Genomic DNA, 16,121 nt, shown 5'->3' with positions numbered 1-16,121 from the left:
ACTGGCCGCCTTAAGTTATTACGGTTGACTTGATTCAACTGATTTCACGGAGCGCTCCGCATGTCCGGCAACACCTTCGGCAAGCTGTTCACTGTCACCACCGCGGGCGAAAGCCATGGCCCGGCGTTGGTCGCCATTGTCGACGGCTGCCCGCCCGGCCTCGAGCTGGCGGTGCAAGACCTGCAGCGTGATCTGGATCGCCGCAAGCCCGGCACCAGCCGTCATACCACCCAGCGCCAGGAACCCGATGAAGTCGAGATTCTCTCCGGAGTGTTCGAAGGCCGCACCACCGGTTGCGCCATCGGCCTGCTGATCCGTAATACCGACCAGAAGTCCAAGGACTACTCGGCGATCAAGGAGCTGTTCCGCCCGGCCCACGCCGACTACACCTACCATCACAAATACGGCGAACGCGACTACCGCGGCGGCGGCCGCAGTTCGGCCCGTGAAACCGCGATGCGCGTGGCGGCCGGCGCCGTTGCCAAAAAATACCTGGCGACCCAGGGCATCGTCGTTCGTGGCTACATGAGCCAGCTCGGCCCGATTGAAATCCCGTTCAAAACCTGGGACAGCGTCGAAGACAATGCCTTCTTCTGCCCCGACCCGGACAAGGTGCCGGAACTGGAAGCCTACATGGACCAGTTGCGCCGCGACCAGGATTCGGTCGGTGCGAAGATCACCGTCGTGGCCGAGGGCGTGAAGCCGGGCCTGGGCGAGCCGATCTTCGACCGTCTCGACGCCGAACTGGCCCACGCGCTGATGAGCATCAACGCGGTCAAGGGCGTGGAAATCGGCGCCGGTTTCGCCTGTGTGGCCCAGCGCGGCACCGAGCATCGCGACGAGATGACCCCGCAGGGGTTCCTCAGCAACAATGCCGGTGGCATCCTCGGGGGCATCTCCTCGGGCCAGCCGATTGTTGCGCACCTTGCGCTCAAGGCCACATCGAGCATCACCACGCCGGGCCGCTCGATCGATGTACATGGCAACCCGGTCGACGTGATCACCAAGGGCCGTCACGATCCGTGCGTCGGCATCCGCGCCACACCGATTGCCGAGGCGATGATGGCTATCGTGTTGATGGACCATCTGCTGCGCAACCGTGGACAAAATGCCGATGTGCAGGTGAGTACGCCGGTGCTGGGCCAGCTGTGACGGGCTGACAGTGACAGCCCTCCCTTATTGGCGCCTCTCCAGCTTCTACCTGTTCTACTTCGCCCTGCTCGGGGCAACGGCACCGTTCCTGGCGTTGTACTTCGATCACCTGGGCTTCTCCAGCGCGCGTATCGGCGAGCTGGTGGCCATTCCCATGCTGATGCGTTGCGTGGCGCCCAACCTGTGGGGCTGGCTGGGCGACTACACCGGTCGCCGCCTGGCCATCGTGCGGTTCGGCGCGGTGTGCACGCTGTTGAGTTTCTCGTTGATTTTCGTCAGCAAGACCTACGCCTGGCTGGCCCTGGTCATGGCCCTGCATGCGTTCTTCTGGCACGCTGTACTGCCGCAGTTCGAAGTGATCACCCTGGCTCATCTGCAACGACAGACATCGCGCTACAGCCAGATCCGCCTGTGGGGCTCCATCGGCTTTATCCTCACCGTCGTGATCATGGGCCGCCTGTTCGACTGGCTGAGCGTGGACATCTACCCGGTGGTGGTCGTGGTGATCATGGCCGGTATCATCGGTGCCAGCCTATGGGTGCCGAATGCGCAGCCCGCCAGCCAGGGCCAGCGCCTGGCCGGCGACGGATTTCTGCGGCAGTTACGCAACCCCGGCGTGCTGGCGTTCTATGCCTGTGTGGCGCTGATGCAGATGAGCCATGGCCCGTATTACACCTTTCTCACGCTGCACCTTGAACACCTGGGCTACAGCCGTGGCGTGATCGGCTTGCTGTGGGCCCTCGGGGTGGTGGCGGAGGTCTTGATGTTCCTGGCCATGAGTCGCCTCCTGGCGCGCTTTTCGGTGCGACGGGTGCTGCTGGCCAGTTTCCTGCTGGCGGCGCTGCGCTGGCTGCTGCTCGGCGCATTTGCCGAATTTTTCTGGGTGTTGCTGCTGGCGCAAGTGCTGCATGCCGCCACGTTCGGCAGTTTCCATGCGGCGGCCATCGCTTTCGTGCAGCGCAGTTTCGGTGATCGCCAGCAAGGCCAGGGCCAGGCGCTTTACGCCGCATTGGCCGGCACCGGTGGTGCGCTGGGTGCGCTCTATGCCGGTTACAGCTGGAACCTGCTGGGGCCCACGCTGACGTTCAGTATTGCGAGCATCGCGGCCCTGGCTGCCGCCGTTATCATTGGCTTTCGATTGCAAGAGCCAAACCAAGGAACCGTGCAATGAGCTATGTCGCTGTCTATGACCTCACTACACCGGCCACCCCTGACAAGGTGCTGACCCACTTCGACGACATTCAGTCGACCCTGGCCGAACACGGCGTGCGCTTTGAGCGCTGGCAGCCCGGCACACTCGAAAAGGATGCCGACGAGGCGCAACTGATTGCGGCGTATCAGACGCAGATTGACGCGCTTGGCTACGCGCGTGCCGAGGTGATCCGCGTGAACGGTGCTGACTCCAAAGAAGCGCTGCCGGCCGAGCGCCTGGATGAACACACCTGCGCTGAAGACCAGGCGCGATTCTTCATCGCCGGCCAGGGGCTGTGCTCGATGCGCATTGGCGAGTATGTCTACGGCGTGCGGTGTGAGAAGAACGATCTGCTGATCGTGCCCGCCGACATGCCCCATTGGTTCGACATGGGTGAGCATGCTTATTGTGTCGTGCTGCATATGTTCAACACCGTCGAGGGCTCGGTGCCGAAGTTGACCGGCAGTGACATCGCCCGGCGCTCTGCGAGGTTGGATGACTAAAACAAATCTTTTAAATGTTCAACCCGGGCAAGTTGGAATTTGCTGTGGGAAGAAGCCTCATAACGCGTAGGGCTTGGCTGTTTATCCTCAGCCTTGGCCCCTCATTGCTCAGGTTGTGTAACTCTCGCTTTGTTCAATGTTCATAGCGCCTGTCAATAGGAGGAATCCGAAGGGTGGCAGCGCATCGGCATATAAAAAGGAGAGAGCAATGAGTCGCCCAGAGGAGATATCTCACCCGTTGGAAATCGTGCCGACGGCCATCAGAAGACGCTTGAGTCTGCTCGGCAAGCCCCTCACCCGGACGGAGCTGGAGATTCTGCGATGGGCCTCCGAGGGCAAAACCATTTGGGAGATGAGCAGGATTCGCTGCACCTCGGAGGCCACGGTCAAATTCCATCTGCGCAATATCTACGGCAAGCTCGACGTGAATAACCGGGTGCAGGCGATGAATGAGGCGACGCGTCAGGGGCTGTGCTGACGGCATAAAAAAAGGGCTGCGACGCTCAACGGCGTCGCGGCCCTTTTTTAAAGGTGCAGCTTATGCCGAATGGTAAGTCGGCAGAGCAAAGCGGTTCTGGCTTTGCAGCATCGAAATTTGCGGCAGCTCACTGGCCTGTTCTGCCAGGTCGCGGCGGATGGCGCTGATCACCCAGGTCAGTTGGTCGGCGGTGTGCAGCTGCTGATACGAGATCGAGCGCTTGACTTGTTTGCCTTCGCTGTTACGCAGGGTCAACAGAATGCCGCCGTCCGGACGTGGTTGGGTAGTGACGTCGTAGTTGGAAAATACCGAAGCGAATTTATCTTGGATCAGGCTCATGTCTATCAGCTCCATTGGCTCAAGTTGGCAAGCATGGAGTGATAGGTGCAGCGATTGTGCCAGTATTGAGTCTTATAAAAAATCTTTATAAATCAGTGAGTTATAAATTCTTCAGATTTTCATTTTCGTGCAATTTGCATGAAAGGCCATCGTGCATCCTGCATTTTGCGTTATCCAGGCGGTTAATTCTTACGCGCAGGTCCCCTTTTCCTGACGATTCAGACCGCATTATTCCCGGATAAATTCCATTCCGGCTGCTGGCGGTGTCCGAGATACCGGTGAGCGGACTGCCACTATTGATTCTGGCTATGGGCGCTTTCGACAAAAAAGCCATGACAGCGGGGAACTCCATCGCGACACTGGGCGCCATATAAAGCATCAGAAGAAGGAGCCTTACATGTCGACCCAGCCCAAACAGATGACCGAAGACGAAGCCGCCGAATTTGCCGAGCAAGTCTTCGACGTCGCCCGCAAAGGCGACGCCGCCATGCTCGCAGCGCTGTTGGCCAAAGGCTTGCCGGCCAACTTTCGTAACCACAATGGCGACACGCTGTTGATGCTCGCCGCCTATCACGGTCATGCCGAGGCGGTAAAAGTGCTGCTGGAGTTCAAGGCCGATCCCCTGATTGCCAACGACAAGAACCAACTGCCGATTGCCGGTGCGGCATTCAAGGGCCACCTGGCTGTGGTCAAGGCGCTGATCGAAGGCGGCACCCCGGTTGAGGCGGCGTCTTCGGATGGGCGCACGGCGTTGATGATGGCAGCCATGTTCAACCGTGTCGAAATGCTCGAATACCTGCTCGGCCAGGGTGCCAATCCCAAGGCGACCGATGCCCAGGGCGCGACGGCGCTGGCGGCGGCGCAGACCATGGGGGCCGTGGATACCGGGGCGCTGTTGCAAAAACTGGTGTAGGCTACGCGCCCTCGAAAACCCGCCCCCCACAGGACCCGCCCATGAAAACCGTTCTCGTCGAACTCATCAGCAAAATCAGCAGCGGCGTCATGGGGACGGACGAGGTGGCGCGTATCGCCGATGAGGCGGCTCAGGCCTACGCAGATCCTGCGGCTTTTCTGGCGGCCAATCCGGATATCAACTACGACGACAGCTTTCCGATTCCCCTGGGGGAGTGGGTGGTGGTCGGCAGCCTGCCGGACACTGTGCTGTTCCAGGCCGATACCTACGCCGATCTGTTTGCCCAGATCGTTGCCTCGTTCGGCCCGGGCGTGGCGTTCAACCTCAAGCCCAAGCAATTGGCCAAGACCGAAGACCTGACGGCGCTCAATCGCATCCAGATCCAGATGAGCGCCCTGAGCCCGGAAGACGGTGGCTACGTGCTGCTCAACTTCAGCCAACTGCTCGATGACGAAATCCAGGCCGTCCTGGTGTTCGGCAACGACCTGCCGCGGGTGCTGGAATTGTGCGCCGAGGTCGGCATCAAGGCTGAGCCGTCGCTGGAAGCCCTGAAGATTGCCGTTCACGTTTAAATAATACGGAACCCCCGCCAGGGCTGACTATCCTACAAGGGCATGCCCCCACACTTAGGAGCGACACCATGGGTTCGACTTTCAATGGCCTGATTGGCCTGATCATCCTCGCGCTGGATATCTGGGCGATCATCAACGTGTTCAAAAGCGGCGCGAGCACGGGCGCCAAGGTGTTGTGGATTCTGTTGATCCTGCTGCTGCCGGTACTGGGCCTGATCATCTGGGCGATCGCCGGGCCACGCGGTAACGTGCGAATCTAACGCCGCACTCGGTCAATGCGGGAGGGGGCTTGCTCCCGATCGCGGTGAGTCAGCAACGGATACAGTGCTGACCCACCGCTAATCGGGGGCAAGCCCCCTCCCACATTGGTTTTGATTACCGCCGCTGAATTTGTGTGTCGAAAGTATTCGCTGCACGAAATTTTCACATCCCGTCCAAGACAATTCGCCCGCTTTGTGCCTCTGCCAGGGCCCCAATCCCTGGGGCATTTAAAGCGGTGGCAAGCTCGCACGTTCAGTAATTAATAGCCTTGCCGGCCTTGATCGGGCACCATTTGCCCCGCCGCGTTAACCACCCACCCCGGCCAGCCTGGGCGAGGGCGGACGCCACTGCATTTATTTCGCAACTTCAACTTCCAATGGGTCCTAAAACGACATGGCAAACCCGGACGCCCTGAATCAGCAGCGAGCTTCAAATCGCCTGCTGCAACCGACCGTCAAATCCCATCTGGCGTACACGCTGCTCTGCGCACTGGTCATGATGGTGATGTTCTCCCTGCTGCGCCTGGCGTTGCTGGTTTACAACCGCGAGATGATCCTCGACACACCGGCCTCCACCTTCCTGGAAGCGTTCGCCAACGGCCTGCGCCTGGATATCCGCCTGGTGATGTACCTGCTGGTCCCGCTGCTGTTGGCGTTGTTCAGCGTCCGGGCCATGGCGGCGCGCGGGTTTTTCCGGTTGTGGCTGACCGTTGCGTCCAGCATTGCGCTGTTCCTGGGCCTGATGGAGATGGACTTCTATCGCGAGTTCCACCAGCGCCTCAACGGCCTGGTCTTCCAGTATGTGAAGGAAGACCCGAAAACCGTGGTGAGCATGCTCTGGTACGGCTTCCCGGTGGTGCGCTACCTGCTGGCCTGGGCCGTGGGCACGCTGATCCTGAGCATGGCCTTCAAGGGCGCCGACCGCGCAACGCGCCCGCGCGGCCCGTTCAGTGGCGGCAGCATCGGTACGCGCCAGGTGGCGCCGTGGTACAGCCGCATTGCGGTATTCGTGGTGTGCCTGCTGGTCGCCGTGGTCGCCATCCGTGGCACCCTGCGCCAGGGCCCGCCGTTGCGTTGGGGTGACGTGTACACCACCGACTCGAACTTCGCCAACCAGTTGGGCCTTAACGGGACGCTGTCGTTGATCGGCGCGGCCAAGGCGCGTTTCTCCGCGCATCGCGACAACGTCTGGAAAGCGACCCTGGAACAACCGCTGGCCACCCAGACCGTGCGTGACATGCTGGTACTGCCGAGCGAGAAACTGGTGGATACCGACACCGCTGCCGTGCGCCGTGATTTCACGCCGCCGGCCGAGAAAACCCTGCCGATCAAGAACGTGGTCGTGATCCTGATGGAGAGCTTCGCCGGCCACTCGGTGGGCGCGCTGGGCCGTCCAGGCAATATCACGCCGTACTTCGACAAGTTGTCCAAGGAAGGCCTGCTGTTTGATCGCTTCTTCTCCAACGGCACCCACACCCACCAGGGTATGTTCGCCACCATGGCGTGTTTCCCCAACCTGCCGGGGTTCGAATACCTGATGCAGACCCCCGAAGGCAGCCACAAGCTGTCGGGCCTGCCGCAGTTGCTGAGTGCGCGTGATTTCGACGACGTGTACGTCTACAACGGCGACTTCGCCTGGGACAACCAGTCGGGCTTCTTCAGCAACCAGGGCATGACCAACTTCATTGGCCGCAACGACTTCGTCGATCCGGTGTTTTCCGACCCGACATGGGGCGTGTCCGACCAGGACATGTTCAACCGTGGCCTGGAGGAACTGAAGGCCCGCGAAGGCGGCAAGCCGTTCTATGCACTGCTGCAGACCCTGTCCAACCACACACCGTACGCGTTGCCGACGCCATTGCCGGTTGAGCAGGTCACCGACCGTGGCAGCCTCAACGAGCATTTGACGGCCATGCGTTACTCCGACTGGGCGTTGGGCCAATTCTTCGAGAAGGCCCGCAAGGAGCCGTACTTCAAGGAAACCCTGTTCGTGGTGGTGGGCGACCACGGCTTCGGCAACGAGCAGCAGATCACCGAAATGGACCTGGGCCGTTTCAACGTGCCGATGCTGATGATCGCACCGGGCATGCAGGAAAAGTTCGGTGAGCGTGACCACACCGTGGGCACCCAGATCGATATCGTGCCGACCATCATGGGCCGCCTCGGCGGTGACACGCTGCACCAGTGCTGGGGCCGTGACCTGCTGAACCTGCCGGAAGGCGACAAGGGCTTCGGCGTGATCAAGCCATCGGGCAGCGACCAGACCGTCGCCTTGCTGACGGCTGACCGCGTACTGGTCCTGCCCAAGGAAATGCCACCGAAGTTGTGGCAATACGAACTGGGCGCCAACCCGACCGGCAAGGTCATCGCTGAATCGCCGGACGAAGCGGCACTCAAGCAGAAACTCGAGTCGTTCCTGCAAACCGCCACCAAGAGCCTGTTGGATAACACCGCAGGTGTCGTGGACGGTAAGCCGGACTAACGGATCGGCAATAAAAAAGAGGCCTCATTGAGGCCTCTTTTTTTTACCCTTGGAAGGGGGCTTATATCTTGCCGAGCAACAACAGCACCAGCAGAACGACGAGCACCACACCCAGGATACCCGACGGGCCATAACCCCAGTTACGCGAGTGCGGGAAGACCGGCAGGCCACCGACCAACAGGAGGATCAGGATAATGATCAGAATCAGGCTCATGGTTTTATTCCTTATAGGCCTTCTGTAAAGACCGGTTATTCAGCGGGAGTCTCGTCCATCTGATAATGGACGGCTTATCAACTCCGACTCTGTCACCTGATAAAAGATTCCTTATTTTTTTAAAGCATTTCGGTCGCTCGCTTATTTCTTTTAACACCTGCGCAAATGCGTCAAGTTAGTTGAAAAAGATTGAACTTAGGCTATATGCAAGTATCCGACCGGGCCCGCGGTTTGCCTGGGGCATTCATCACTCTGATGGTACATGGGCGAGGCGGGAACCTTCGCTACACTGCCGGTCACTTCCATCGTGAACCACAAGGCTACTTCCTATGCAAAACCGCATGATGATCACGGGCGCCGGGTCCGGTCTGGGTCGTGAAATCGCACTGCGCTGGGCCCGTGAGGGGTGGCAGCTGGCCTTGTCGGATGTCAGCGAGCCCGGCTTGCAGGAAACCCTGAGGTTGGTGCGCCAGGCCGGTGGCGACGGTTTCATCCAGCGCTGCGATGTGCGTGACTACAGCCAGCTCACGGCGCTGGCGCAGGCGTGCGAAGTGAAGCTTGGCGGCATCGATGTGATCGTCAATAACGCCGGTGTGGCGTCCGGTGGGTTCTTTGCCGAGCTGTCGCTCGAGGATTGGGACTGGCAGATCGCAATCAACCTGATGGGTGTGGTCAAGGGCTGCAAAGCGTTCCTGCCGCTGCTGGAACAGAGCAAGGGCCGCATCATCAACATCGCCTCGATGGCCGCGCTGATGCAGGGGCCGGCCATGAGTAACTACAACGTGGCCAAGGCCGGCGTGGTGGCGCTGTCGGAAAGCTTGCTGGTAGAACTCAAGCAGCAGGAAATCGGCGTGCATGTGGTCTGCCCGTCGTTTTTCCAGACCAATCTGCTGGATTCATTTCGTGGGCCGACCCCGGCGATGAAGGTGCAGGTGGGCAAGTTGCTCGAGAGTTCGCCGATCTCGGCGACGGATATCGCCGACTATATTTATCAGCGCGTGAGTGAGGGCGAGTTCATGATTCTGCCCCACGAACAGGGGCGAATGGCGTGGACACTCAAGCAGAAAAACCCGCAGTTGCTGTATGACGAGATGACGCTGATGGCGGACAAGATGCGCGCCAAGGCGCAGGCCTTAAAGGGCTGATAGGGGTGCGGTCTGTCAGGCAAATTACCTATGCCTGTAGGTGATGCCTGATTTGGCCGCGAGCCATTGCTGGTTGCGCTACAAACACGCAAGGTCAGGGTCCTGATATTCGAAAAAGGACAACCGCCATGCTGGTCTTGAGCCGGGTTTTAGGCGAAAGCATTTCCATCGGCGATGATATCGCTTTGCACATTCTTGAAGTCAGTGCCAACCACGTGAAGTTCGGTATCGCAGCGCCGGCAGGCGTCAGCGTGCATCGCGCCGAGGTGTACCGCAAAATCCTCGAACGCCAGGCCAGGGCCGCTCGCGCGGTGCCGGTGCCCAACCCGTAGCGTCCCCGTCAATCAAACATTTGCTTGGGCACGTCGTGCTTGAGCATCAGTTGGCATTGCTCGCTTTCCGGGTCGAACACAATCAGCGCCTGGCCCTTGGTCAGTGCCTGACGCACGCGCAGTACCCGGGTTTCAAGCGGTGTGTCGTCGCCATTGTCGGTGCCATCGCGCGTGACGAAGTCTTCGATGAGGCGGGTCAGGGTGTCGACTTCAAGCGCGTCGTAGGGGATCAGCATATAAGCCTCAGGGGTCAAGTCCCGGCGATGCTACTGTGCCGGGACTTTTGTTTCCAGTGTCGGGCGTTTCCAGTATCAGCTGTTGCCGGCGTCGGCCTTGTTCCCGACCAGGCTGTCCACCGACGGCACCCGGGTATCGCTCTCCATCTGCGTCTCATGTTCGATCTGATGGCTGAAGCGGTCCAGGGAGCCTTGTGCCGGTTGCGCGTCGCTGGCGAATACCGGCGGGCTGAGGATATACGCGCCGAGCAGCCGACTCAGCGCCGCCAGGCTGTCGATGTGAGTGCGCTCGTAACCGTGGGTGGCATCGCAACCGAACGCCAGCAGGGCGGTGCGAATGTCATGCCCGGCGGTGACCGCCGAATGCGCGTCGCTGAAGTAATAGCGGAACAGATCGCGCCGCACCGGCAGGTCGTTATCGGCCGCCAGGCGCAGCAAATGCCGTGACAGGTGATAGTCATACGGCCCGCCGGAATCCTGCATCGCCACGCTCACCGCGTGCTCGCTGGAATGCTGGCCCGGAGCGACCGGGGCGATGTCGATGCCGACGAACTCACTCACATCCCAGGGCAGGGCGGCGGCGGCACCGCTGCCGGTTTCCTCGGTGATGGTGAACAGCGGGTGGCAGTCGATGAGCAGCGGTTCGCCGCTGTCGATGATGGCCTTGAGCGCAGCGAGCAGGGCGGCGACGCCGGCCTTGTCGTCCAGGTGACGTGCGCTGATGTGGCCGCTTTCGGTGAACTCCGGCAGAGGGTCGAATGCCACGTAGTCACCGACGCTGATCCCCAGGGAATCGCAATCGGCACGGGTCGCACAGTAGGCGTCCAGGCGCAGTTCCACATGGTCCCAGCTCACCGGCATTTCATCCACGGCGGTGTTGAACGCGTGCCCGGAGGCCATCAGTGGCAGCACGCTGCCGCGAATCACGCCGTTGTCGGTGAACAGGCTGACGCGGCTGCCTTCGGCAAAGCGGCTTGACCAGCAGCCGACGGGCGCCAGGGTCAGGCGACCGTTGTCCTTGATGGCGCGCACGGCGGCGCCGATGGTGTCCAGGTGCGCGGAGACGGCGCGGTCAGGGCTGTTTTTCTGGCCCTTGAGGGTCGCGCGAATCGTGCCGCGCCGGGTCATTTCAAACGGGATGCCAAGCTCTTCCAGGCGTTCGGCGACGTAGCGCACGATGGTGTCGGTGAAGCCGGTGGGGCTGGGAATGGCGAGCATTTCCAGCAGCACTTTCTGCAGGTAGGCCAGGTCGGGTTCGGGAATGGTTCGGGTCATGGAAACTCCTGATGAGTTGAGGGCATCGATGGTTTCGATGAGGTAAGGGGGAATGTTGTTGCCTTCACCGGCCTCATCGGGGGCAAACCCCCTCCCACCTTTGATAGGTGAACACCGTCAGATGTGGGAGGGGGGCTTGACCCCGATAGCGGTTTCACATTCAACACATTCCTCAAGCGGCCGGCTGACTGTGTGGAAACAACAAATCCACAAACTTCTCAGCGGTCGGTTGCGGTTCATGGTTGGCCAGCCCGGCGCGCTCATTGGCTTCGATAAACACGTACTCCGGCTGGTCGGCGGCAGGGACCATCAGGTCCAGGCCAACCATGGGGATATCCAGGGCGCGGGCTGCACGCACAGCCGCATCCACCAGGGTCGGATGCAAAATGGCCGTGACATCTTCCAGGCACCCGCCGGTGTGCAGGTTGGCGGTGCGGCGCACGGCCAGTTGCTCGCCACGGGGCAGCACGCTGTCGTAGTCGTAGCCGGCGGCCTTGAGGGTGCGCTCGGTTTCCGCGTCCAGGGGGATCTTGCTTTCGCCATCGGTGGCGGCCTGACGACGGCGGCTTTGCGCTTCGATCAAGGCACGAATCGAATGCTGACCGTCACCCATCACTTCGGCAGGGCGGCGAATCGCCGCGGCGACCACTTCGAAGCCAATCACCAGAATGCGCAGGTCCAGACCCTCGTGGAAGCTCTCGAGCAACACGCGGCTGTCGAACTGGCGCGCCGCTTCGATGGCTTGCTGCACCTCCTCGAAAGTCTGCAGATCCACCGCCACGCCCTGGCCTTGCTCGCCATCAAGCGGCTTGACCACGATGCGTTGATGTTCGTCGAGAAACTCCAGGTTGTCGTCGGCGCTGCCCGCCAGTTGCTGCGCCGGCAACTTCAAACCGGCGGCCTTGAGCACCTTGTGGGTCAGGCTTTTGTCCTGGCACAGGGTCATGCTGATGGCGCTGGTCAAGTCGCTCAGCGACTCGCGGCAGCGCACGCGGCGCCCGCCGTGGCTGAGGGTGAACAGGCCGGCATCGGCATCGTCCACCTGCACGTCGATGCCGCGTCGATGGGCTTCTTCGACAATGATCCGTGCATAAGGATTGAACCCCGCCTGCGGCCCAGGGCCGAGAAACAGCGGCTGGTTGATGCCGTTCTTGTGCTTGATGGCGAACGTGGTCAGCGCACGAAAGCCCAGCTTGGCGTAGAGGCTCTTGGCCTGGCGGTTATCGTGCAACACCGACAGGTCCAGATAGCTCAAGCCACGGCTCATGAAGTGCTCCACCAGATGGCGCACCAGCACTTCACCCACGCCGGGCCGGGTGCACTGCGGGTCTACCGCCAGGCACCACAGGCTGCAACCGTTTTCCGGGTCATGGAACGCTTTCTGATGGTTCAGGCCCATGACGCTGCCGATGACCGCGCCGCTGTCCTCATCTTCGGCCAGCCAGTACACCGGGCCGCCTTGATGGCGCGGCGTCAGGCGTTCGGCGTCAATAGGCAGCATGCCGCGGCCCTGATAGAGCAGATTCACCGCCTGCCAGTCGGCTTCGCTCTGCACGCGACGGATCCGAAAGCCGCGGAACACACGGGTAGCGGGACGGTAGTCACTGAACCACAGGCGCAGGGTGTCGGACGGGTCGAGGAACAACTGCTGTGGATCGATGCCGAGGATCTGCTGGGGCGCGGCCACATACAGTGCAATATCGCGCTCGCCGGCCTGTTCGTTGAGCAGTTCCAGGGCAAGGCTGGCGGGGTCGGGGAAGGTGTGCCCGATCAACAAACGCCCCCAACCGCAATGCACGGCAATCGGTTCGGGGCCTTGCGCGCTGCCGTCTTCGGCAAGCCGCGCCTGCAGACGCTCGTAGGTCGGCGCCTGGCCCTTGAGCAAGCGTTGGCTGTACGCCGCGGCGTTAGGTTTCATTGATCAGATTCCTTGTTCGCTGAGCCACAGGTTCAGCGCCGCCAGTTGCCACAGCTTGGAGCCGCGCAACGGGGTCAATTGGCCTTGTGGGTCCGTCAGCAGGCGGTCGAGCATGGCGGGGTTGAACAGGCCACGGTCCTGGCTCGGGTCCAGCAGCAGCTCGCGCACCCAGTTCAGGGTGTCGCCTTGCAAGTGCTTGAGGCCCGGCACCGGGAAGTAGCCTTTCTTGCGGTCGATCACTTCGCTGGGGATTACCCGGCGCGCAGCTTCCTTGAGCACCTGCTTGCCACCGTCGGGCAGCTTGAACTTGCCCGGCACGCGGGCCGACAGTTCCACCAGGCGGTAGTCGAGGAATGGCGTGCGTGCTTCCAGACCCCAGGCCATGGTCATGTTGTCGACGCGTTTGACCGGGTCGTCCACCAGCATCACGGTGCTGTCCAGGCGCAGGGCCTTGTCGACGGCGGCATCAGCCCCCGGCATCGCGAAATGTTCGCGCACGAAGTCCCCGGCGGCGTCGTTGGCGGTCAGCCATTTCGGCGCGACGGTAGCGGCGTAGTCGTCGTAGCTGCGGTCGAAAAACGCGTCGCGATAAGCCGCATACGGATCGCTGGCGCCGTCCACCTGCGGGTACCAGTGGTAACCGGCGAACAACTCGTCGGCGCCCTGGCCGCTCTGCACCACCTTGCAATGCTTGGCCACTTCCCGCGACAGCAGGTAGAAGGCGATGCAGTCATGGCTGACCATCGGCTCGCTCATGGCGCGGAATGCTGCCGGCAGTTGCTCGATGATCTCGCTTTCGGCGATGCGCAACTGATGGTGACGGGTACCGTAATGCTTGGCGATCAGGTCAGAATACTGGAACTCGTCGCCGCGCTCGCCGCCGGCATCTTCAAAGCCGATGGAGAAGGTCGACAAATCCTCTACGCCCACTTCGCGCAGCAGGCCGACGAGCATGCTCGAGTCGACGCCACCGGAGAGCAGCACGCCGACATCCACGGCCGCACGTTGGCGGATCGCGACGGCTTCGCGGGTGCTGTCGAGTACGCGATCGGTCCAGTCTTCCAGGCTCAGGTGTTTTTCATCTTCGTGGGGGCCGTAGGGCAGGGTCCACCAGGTTTGCTGTTCAGTCTTGCCGCTGGCGTCGATGCGCATCCAGCTCGCCGGTGGCAGTTTTTCAATGCCCGCCAGCAGCGTGCGCGGTGCAGGCACCACGGCATGGAAGTTCAGGTAGTGATTGAGGGCCACCGGGTCGAGGATCGGGTTGATATCGCCGCCTTTGAGCAGCGCCGGCAAGGCCGAGGCAAAGCGCAGGCGCTGGCCGGTGCGCGACAGGTACAGTGGTTTGACGCCGAGACGGTCACGGGCGATGAACAGACGCTGCGCATCGCGCTCCCAGATGGCGAACGCGAACATGCCGTTGAGCTTGGGCAGGAGCGCTTCGCCCCAGGCGTGATAGCCCTTGAGCAGCACTTCGGTGTCACCGCCGGAATAGAAGGCGTAGCCGAGGGCTTCCAGCTCTTGCCGCAGTTCAGGGAAATTGTAGATTGCGCCATTGAAGGCCAGGGACAGCCCCAGTTGGGCGTCGACCATCGGTTGGGCGGAGCCGTCCGACAGGTCCATGATTTTCAGGCGGCGATGGCCCAGGGCAATCGGCCCTTGGGCATGAAAGCCCCAGGCGTCGGGGCCACGGGGGGCGAGGTGATGCGTGATGCGTTCCACGGCTGCCAGGTCGGCAGGTTGATGATCAAAGCGTAACTCGCCAGCTAATCCACACATAAGTTCCTTACCGGTTTTTCCGTTGGGGAGGGTCAATACTCAATACGCCTTAAAGGGCGCGTACCCAGAAACTGACCCAGTGCTATGCGCGGAGTTTTAGATCAATAAGTTATAAAGCAAACTGCCATGAGGTCATCAGGACTGCACTTTGGAGGCCTGTGATTTGCCGCGAACCAGGGCGCGCAGGGCAAATCTATTGGGATGACAGGCCTCGGCCACCACGCTCGGCAAGGGCAGCGGTTCGTCACAGAGCCAGGCTGCGAGCAGTTCGCCGCACAGTGGCGCGGTGACCAGACCGCGTGAGCCGTGGCCGCTGTTGATGTACAAGCCCGGCAGCCACGGGCAGGGTACGTGTGGAACTTGCCGGGCGTCTTTGCCCAGTGCGGCGTACACCTGTGCAAAGGCCTCACGGTCGGCCAACGGGCCGACGATCGGCAGGTAGTCGGGGCTGGTGCAACGAAAGGCCGCACGGCCCTGCACGTGTTCCGGTGCCACTGTGTCGGCGTCCAGGCGTTGCAGCAGGTCCTCGGAAATCTCGCGCAGCCTCTGCAGATTGCCGGCATGTTCGGCGCGAGTGGGGGCGAGGTCCTGGTTATTGAAATCAAAACTGGCGCCCAGGGTGTGCTCGCCCAGGCGGGCCGGTGCGACATAACCTTCAGCGCAGACTACGGTGGCCAGCGCCTGACTCGCCGGCGTCTGCGCCAGGCAGGTGATTTGCCCCCGTATGCGCTTGAGCGGCAAGTCGGCGCTGGGTGCGAACCGCTTGATCTCGGCAGCGCCGGCGAGCACGACCACGCTGGCGCTGGCCAGTACCCGCTCACCGTCGCGCGCGCACCACTGATCATCCACTCGGTCGAGTTCAAGCACCTCGCGGTGGGTGAGCACGTTAATCAAGGGGTGCGTTGCCTGCCACTGGCAGAGCGACGGTGGATGCACCCAGCCGCCTTCGGGGAAAAACAGACCGCCCTGGGCCACGTCGATCCCGGCGCATTGCCGGGCCTGATCGCGATCGACCAGGTGCAGCAGTTCCGGGGGAAAGGCTGCGGCCAGTTGGGCCTGGCGCTCGCCCTCCCTGGCGTCGAACGCCAGTTGCAACACGCCGCAGTCGTCCCAGTCGACGCCACGGTGCAACTGTTCGAGCAGGCGTCGGGTATGCCCGAAGCCGCTGAGTATCAGCTGGGACAGTGCTGTCCCGTGCGCTGACAGTTTCAGGTACAGCACGCCCTGGGGATTGCCGGAAGCCTCTGCAGCCAGGCCGGCATGCCGTTCCAGCAGGCTGACCCGCCAACCCCGCGCCGCCAGGCTGGCGGCGGTGGCGCAACCGGCCAGGCCAC

The 16,121-nt window shown here is 61.7% G+C and carries 17 protein-coding genes; 10 read left to right on the top strand and 7 right to left on the bottom strand.

Translation table 11 applies throughout. The features are described from left to right. The first annotated feature begins 60 nt into the window (after window positions 1-60). The 4 genes from aroC to BFQ04_RS07390 all read left to right on the top strand — a co-directional run bounded on the left by aroC (window position 61) and on the right by BFQ04_RS07390 (window position 3,325). Window positions 61-1,152: a chorismate synthase gene (gene aroC / locus BFQ04_RS07405; RefSeq protein ID WP_065950244.1), complete on the top strand. Its 1,092-nt coding sequence runs from the start codon at window positions 61-63 to the stop codon at window positions 1,150-1,152. A 10-nt stretch (window positions 1,153-1,162) separates the two neighbouring features. Further along, the gene (locus tag BFQ04_RS07400) at window positions 1,163-2,323 is read left to right on the top strand and encodes an MFS transporter (RefSeq protein WP_065950243.1); all 1,161 of its coding nucleotides are present in this window, start codon (window positions 1,163-1,165) and stop codon (window positions 2,321-2,323) included. Next, window positions 2,320-2,847, top strand: coding sequence for an acireductone dioxygenase (locus tag BFQ04_RS07395; protein WP_065950242.1), 528 nt, complete (start codon window positions 2,320-2,322; stop codon window positions 2,845-2,847). Before BFQ04_RS07400 ends, BFQ04_RS07395 begins: the two co-directional genes overlap by 4 nt. A 208-nt stretch (window positions 2,848-3,055) precedes the next feature. Continuing rightward, window positions 3,056-3,325, top strand: coding sequence for a response regulator transcription factor (locus BFQ04_RS07390; RefSeq protein WP_065950241.1), 270 nt, complete (start codon window positions 3,056-3,058; stop codon window positions 3,323-3,325). A 60-nt stretch (window positions 3,326-3,385) separates the two neighbouring features. Here BFQ04_RS07390 and BFQ04_RS07385 read toward each other — a convergent pair whose 3' ends face one another. Next, entirely contained in the window at window positions 3,386-3,664 is a 279-nt protein-coding gene (locus tag BFQ04_RS07385; RefSeq protein ID WP_003172952.1) for a DUF3509 domain-containing protein, read from the bottom strand. 397 nt (window positions 3,665-4,061) lie between these two features. Between BFQ04_RS07385 and BFQ04_RS07380 the strand changes: the two genes are divergently transcribed. The 4 genes from BFQ04_RS07380 to BFQ04_RS07365 all read left to right on the top strand — a co-directional run bounded on the left by BFQ04_RS07380 (window position 4,062) and on the right by BFQ04_RS07365 (window position 7,891). Continuing rightward, entirely contained in the window at window positions 4,062-4,577 is a 516-nt protein-coding gene (locus tag BFQ04_RS07380; protein WP_065950240.1) for an ankyrin repeat domain-containing protein, read from the top strand. A gap of 41 nt (window positions 4,578-4,618) precedes the next feature. Beyond that, window positions 4,619-5,149, top strand: coding sequence for a hypothetical protein (locus BFQ04_RS07375; protein ID WP_065950239.1), 531 nt, complete (start codon window positions 4,619-4,621; stop codon window positions 5,147-5,149). Window positions 5,150-5,217: 68 nt separating this feature from the next. Further along, the gene (locus tag BFQ04_RS07370) at window positions 5,218-5,409 is read left to right on the top strand and encodes a PLDc N-terminal domain-containing protein (protein ID WP_003172956.1); all 192 of its coding nucleotides are present in this window, start codon (window positions 5,218-5,220) and stop codon (window positions 5,407-5,409) included. Between the two features lie 394 nt (window positions 5,410-5,803). Beyond that, complete coding sequence (locus tag BFQ04_RS07365) at window positions 5,804-7,891, top strand: LTA synthase family protein (RefSeq protein ID WP_065950238.1); 2,088 nt, start codon at window positions 5,804-5,806, stop codon at window positions 7,889-7,891. A gap of 61 nt (window positions 7,892-7,952) precedes the next feature. Here BFQ04_RS07365 and BFQ04_RS07360 read toward each other — a convergent pair whose 3' ends face one another. After that, complete coding sequence (locus tag BFQ04_RS07360; RefSeq protein ID WP_003192767.1) at window positions 7,953-8,105, bottom strand: DUF3309 family protein; 153 nt, start codon at window positions 8,103-8,105, stop codon at window positions 7,953-7,955. 329 nt (window positions 8,106-8,434) lie between these two features. Between BFQ04_RS07360 and BFQ04_RS07355 the strand changes: the two genes are divergently transcribed. Both BFQ04_RS07355 and csrA read left to right on the top strand, forming a co-directional pair. Then, window positions 8,435-9,250: an SDR family oxidoreductase gene (locus BFQ04_RS07355; RefSeq protein WP_065950237.1), complete on the top strand. Its 816-nt coding sequence runs from the start codon at window positions 8,435-8,437 to the stop codon at window positions 9,248-9,250. Between the two features lie 128 nt (window positions 9,251-9,378). After that, window positions 9,379-9,582: a carbon storage regulator CsrA gene (gene csrA, locus BFQ04_RS07350; RefSeq protein WP_065950236.1), complete on the top strand. Its 204-nt coding sequence runs from the start codon at window positions 9,379-9,381 to the stop codon at window positions 9,580-9,582. 8 nt (window positions 9,583-9,590) lie between these two features. Here the strand turns inward: csrA and BFQ04_RS07345 are convergent, their stop codons facing one another. The 5 genes from BFQ04_RS07345 to mnmC all read right to left on the bottom strand — a co-directional run. Beyond that, window positions 9,591-9,818, bottom strand: coding sequence for a YheU family protein (locus BFQ04_RS07345; protein WP_065950235.1), 228 nt, complete (start codon window positions 9,816-9,818; stop codon window positions 9,591-9,593). A 75-nt stretch (window positions 9,819-9,893) separates the two neighbouring features. After that, a complete protein-coding gene (locus BFQ04_RS07340; RefSeq protein WP_065950234.1) occupies window positions 9,894-11,093 on the bottom strand; it encodes an osmoprotectant NAGGN system M42 family peptidase in 1,200 nt (399 codons plus the stop codon). A gap of 172 nt (window positions 11,094-11,265) precedes the next feature. Next, window positions 11,266-13,011 (bottom strand): N-acetylglutaminylglutamine synthetase, encoded by a 1,746-nt coding sequence (gene ngg, locus BFQ04_RS07335; protein ID WP_065950233.1) that lies wholly within the window; start codon window positions 13,009-13,011, stop codon window positions 11,266-11,268. 3 nt (window positions 13,012-13,014) lie between these two features. Further along, entirely contained in the window at window positions 13,015-14,787 is a 1,773-nt protein-coding gene (locus tag BFQ04_RS07330) for an N-acetylglutaminylglutamine amidotransferase (RefSeq protein ID WP_065950232.1), read from the bottom strand. Window positions 14,788-14,922: 135 nt separating this feature from the next. Then, on the bottom strand, window positions 14,923-16,121 hold a 1,199-nt coding region (mnmC, locus tag BFQ04_RS29940), incomplete at its 5' end, for a bifunctional tRNA (5-methylaminomethyl-2-thiouridine)(34)-methyltransferase MnmD/FAD-dependent 5-carboxymethylaminomethyl-2-thiouridine(34) oxidoreductase MnmC (protein WP_256544561.1).

Origin of the sequence: Pseudomonas sp. 37 R 15 (genome assembly GCF_900004865.1) — a bacterium.
GTDB lineage: Bacteria > Pseudomonadota > Gammaproteobacteria > Pseudomonadales > Pseudomonadaceae > Aquipseudomonas > Aquipseudomonas fluorescens_AM.
Note: the sequence above shows the minus strand (reverse complement) of the source record. Positions and strands in the feature narration are given on the sequence as shown.

Coding starts and splice junctions, on each gene's coding strand:
- aroC (WP_065950244.1), top strand. CDS start 61: ATGTCCGGCAACACCTTCGGCAAGCTGTTCACTGTCACCACCGCGGGC.
- BFQ04_RS07395 (WP_065950242.1), top strand. CDS start 2,320: ATGAGCTATGTCGCTGTCTATGACCTCACTACACCGGCCACCCCTGAC.
- BFQ04_RS07390 (WP_065950241.1), top strand. CDS start 3,056: ATGAGTCGCCCAGAGGAGATATCTCACCCGTTGGAAATCGTGCCGACG.
- BFQ04_RS07385 (WP_003172952.1), bottom strand. CDS start 3,664: ATGAGCCTGATCCAAGATAAATTCGCTTCGGTATTTTCCAACTACGAC.
- BFQ04_RS07380 (WP_065950240.1), top strand. CDS start 4,062: ATGTCGACCCAGCCCAAACAGATGACCGAAGACGAAGCCGCCGAATTT.
- BFQ04_RS07375 (WP_065950239.1), top strand. CDS start 4,619: ATGAAAACCGTTCTCGTCGAACTCATCAGCAAAATCAGCAGCGGCGTC.
- BFQ04_RS07370 (WP_003172956.1), top strand. CDS start 5,218: ATGGGTTCGACTTTCAATGGCCTGATTGGCCTGATCATCCTCGCGCTG.
- BFQ04_RS07365 (WP_065950238.1), top strand. CDS start 5,804: ATGGCAAACCCGGACGCCCTGAATCAGCAGCGAGCTTCAAATCGCCTG.
- BFQ04_RS07360 (WP_003192767.1), bottom strand. CDS start 8,105: ATGAGCCTGATTCTGATCATTATCCTGATCCTCCTGTTGGTCGGTGGC.
- BFQ04_RS07355 (WP_065950237.1), top strand. CDS start 8,435: ATGCAAAACCGCATGATGATCACGGGCGCCGGGTCCGGTCTGGGTCGT.
- csrA (WP_065950236.1), top strand. CDS start 9,379: ATGCTGGTCTTGAGCCGGGTTTTAGGCGAAAGCATTTCCATCGGCGAT.
- BFQ04_RS07345 (WP_065950235.1), bottom strand. CDS start 9,818: ATGCTGATCCCCTACGACGCGCTTGAAGTCGACACCCTGACCCGCCTC.
- BFQ04_RS07340 (WP_065950234.1), bottom strand. CDS start 11,093: ATGACCCGAACCATTCCCGAACCCGACCTGGCCTACCTGCAGAAAGTG.
- ngg (WP_065950233.1), bottom strand. CDS start 13,011: ATGAAACCTAACGCCGCGGCGTACAGCCAACGCTTGCTCAAGGGCCAG.
- BFQ04_RS07330 (WP_065950232.1), bottom strand. CDS start 14,787: ATGTGTGGATTAGCTGGCGAGTTACGCTTTGATCATCAACCTGCCGAC.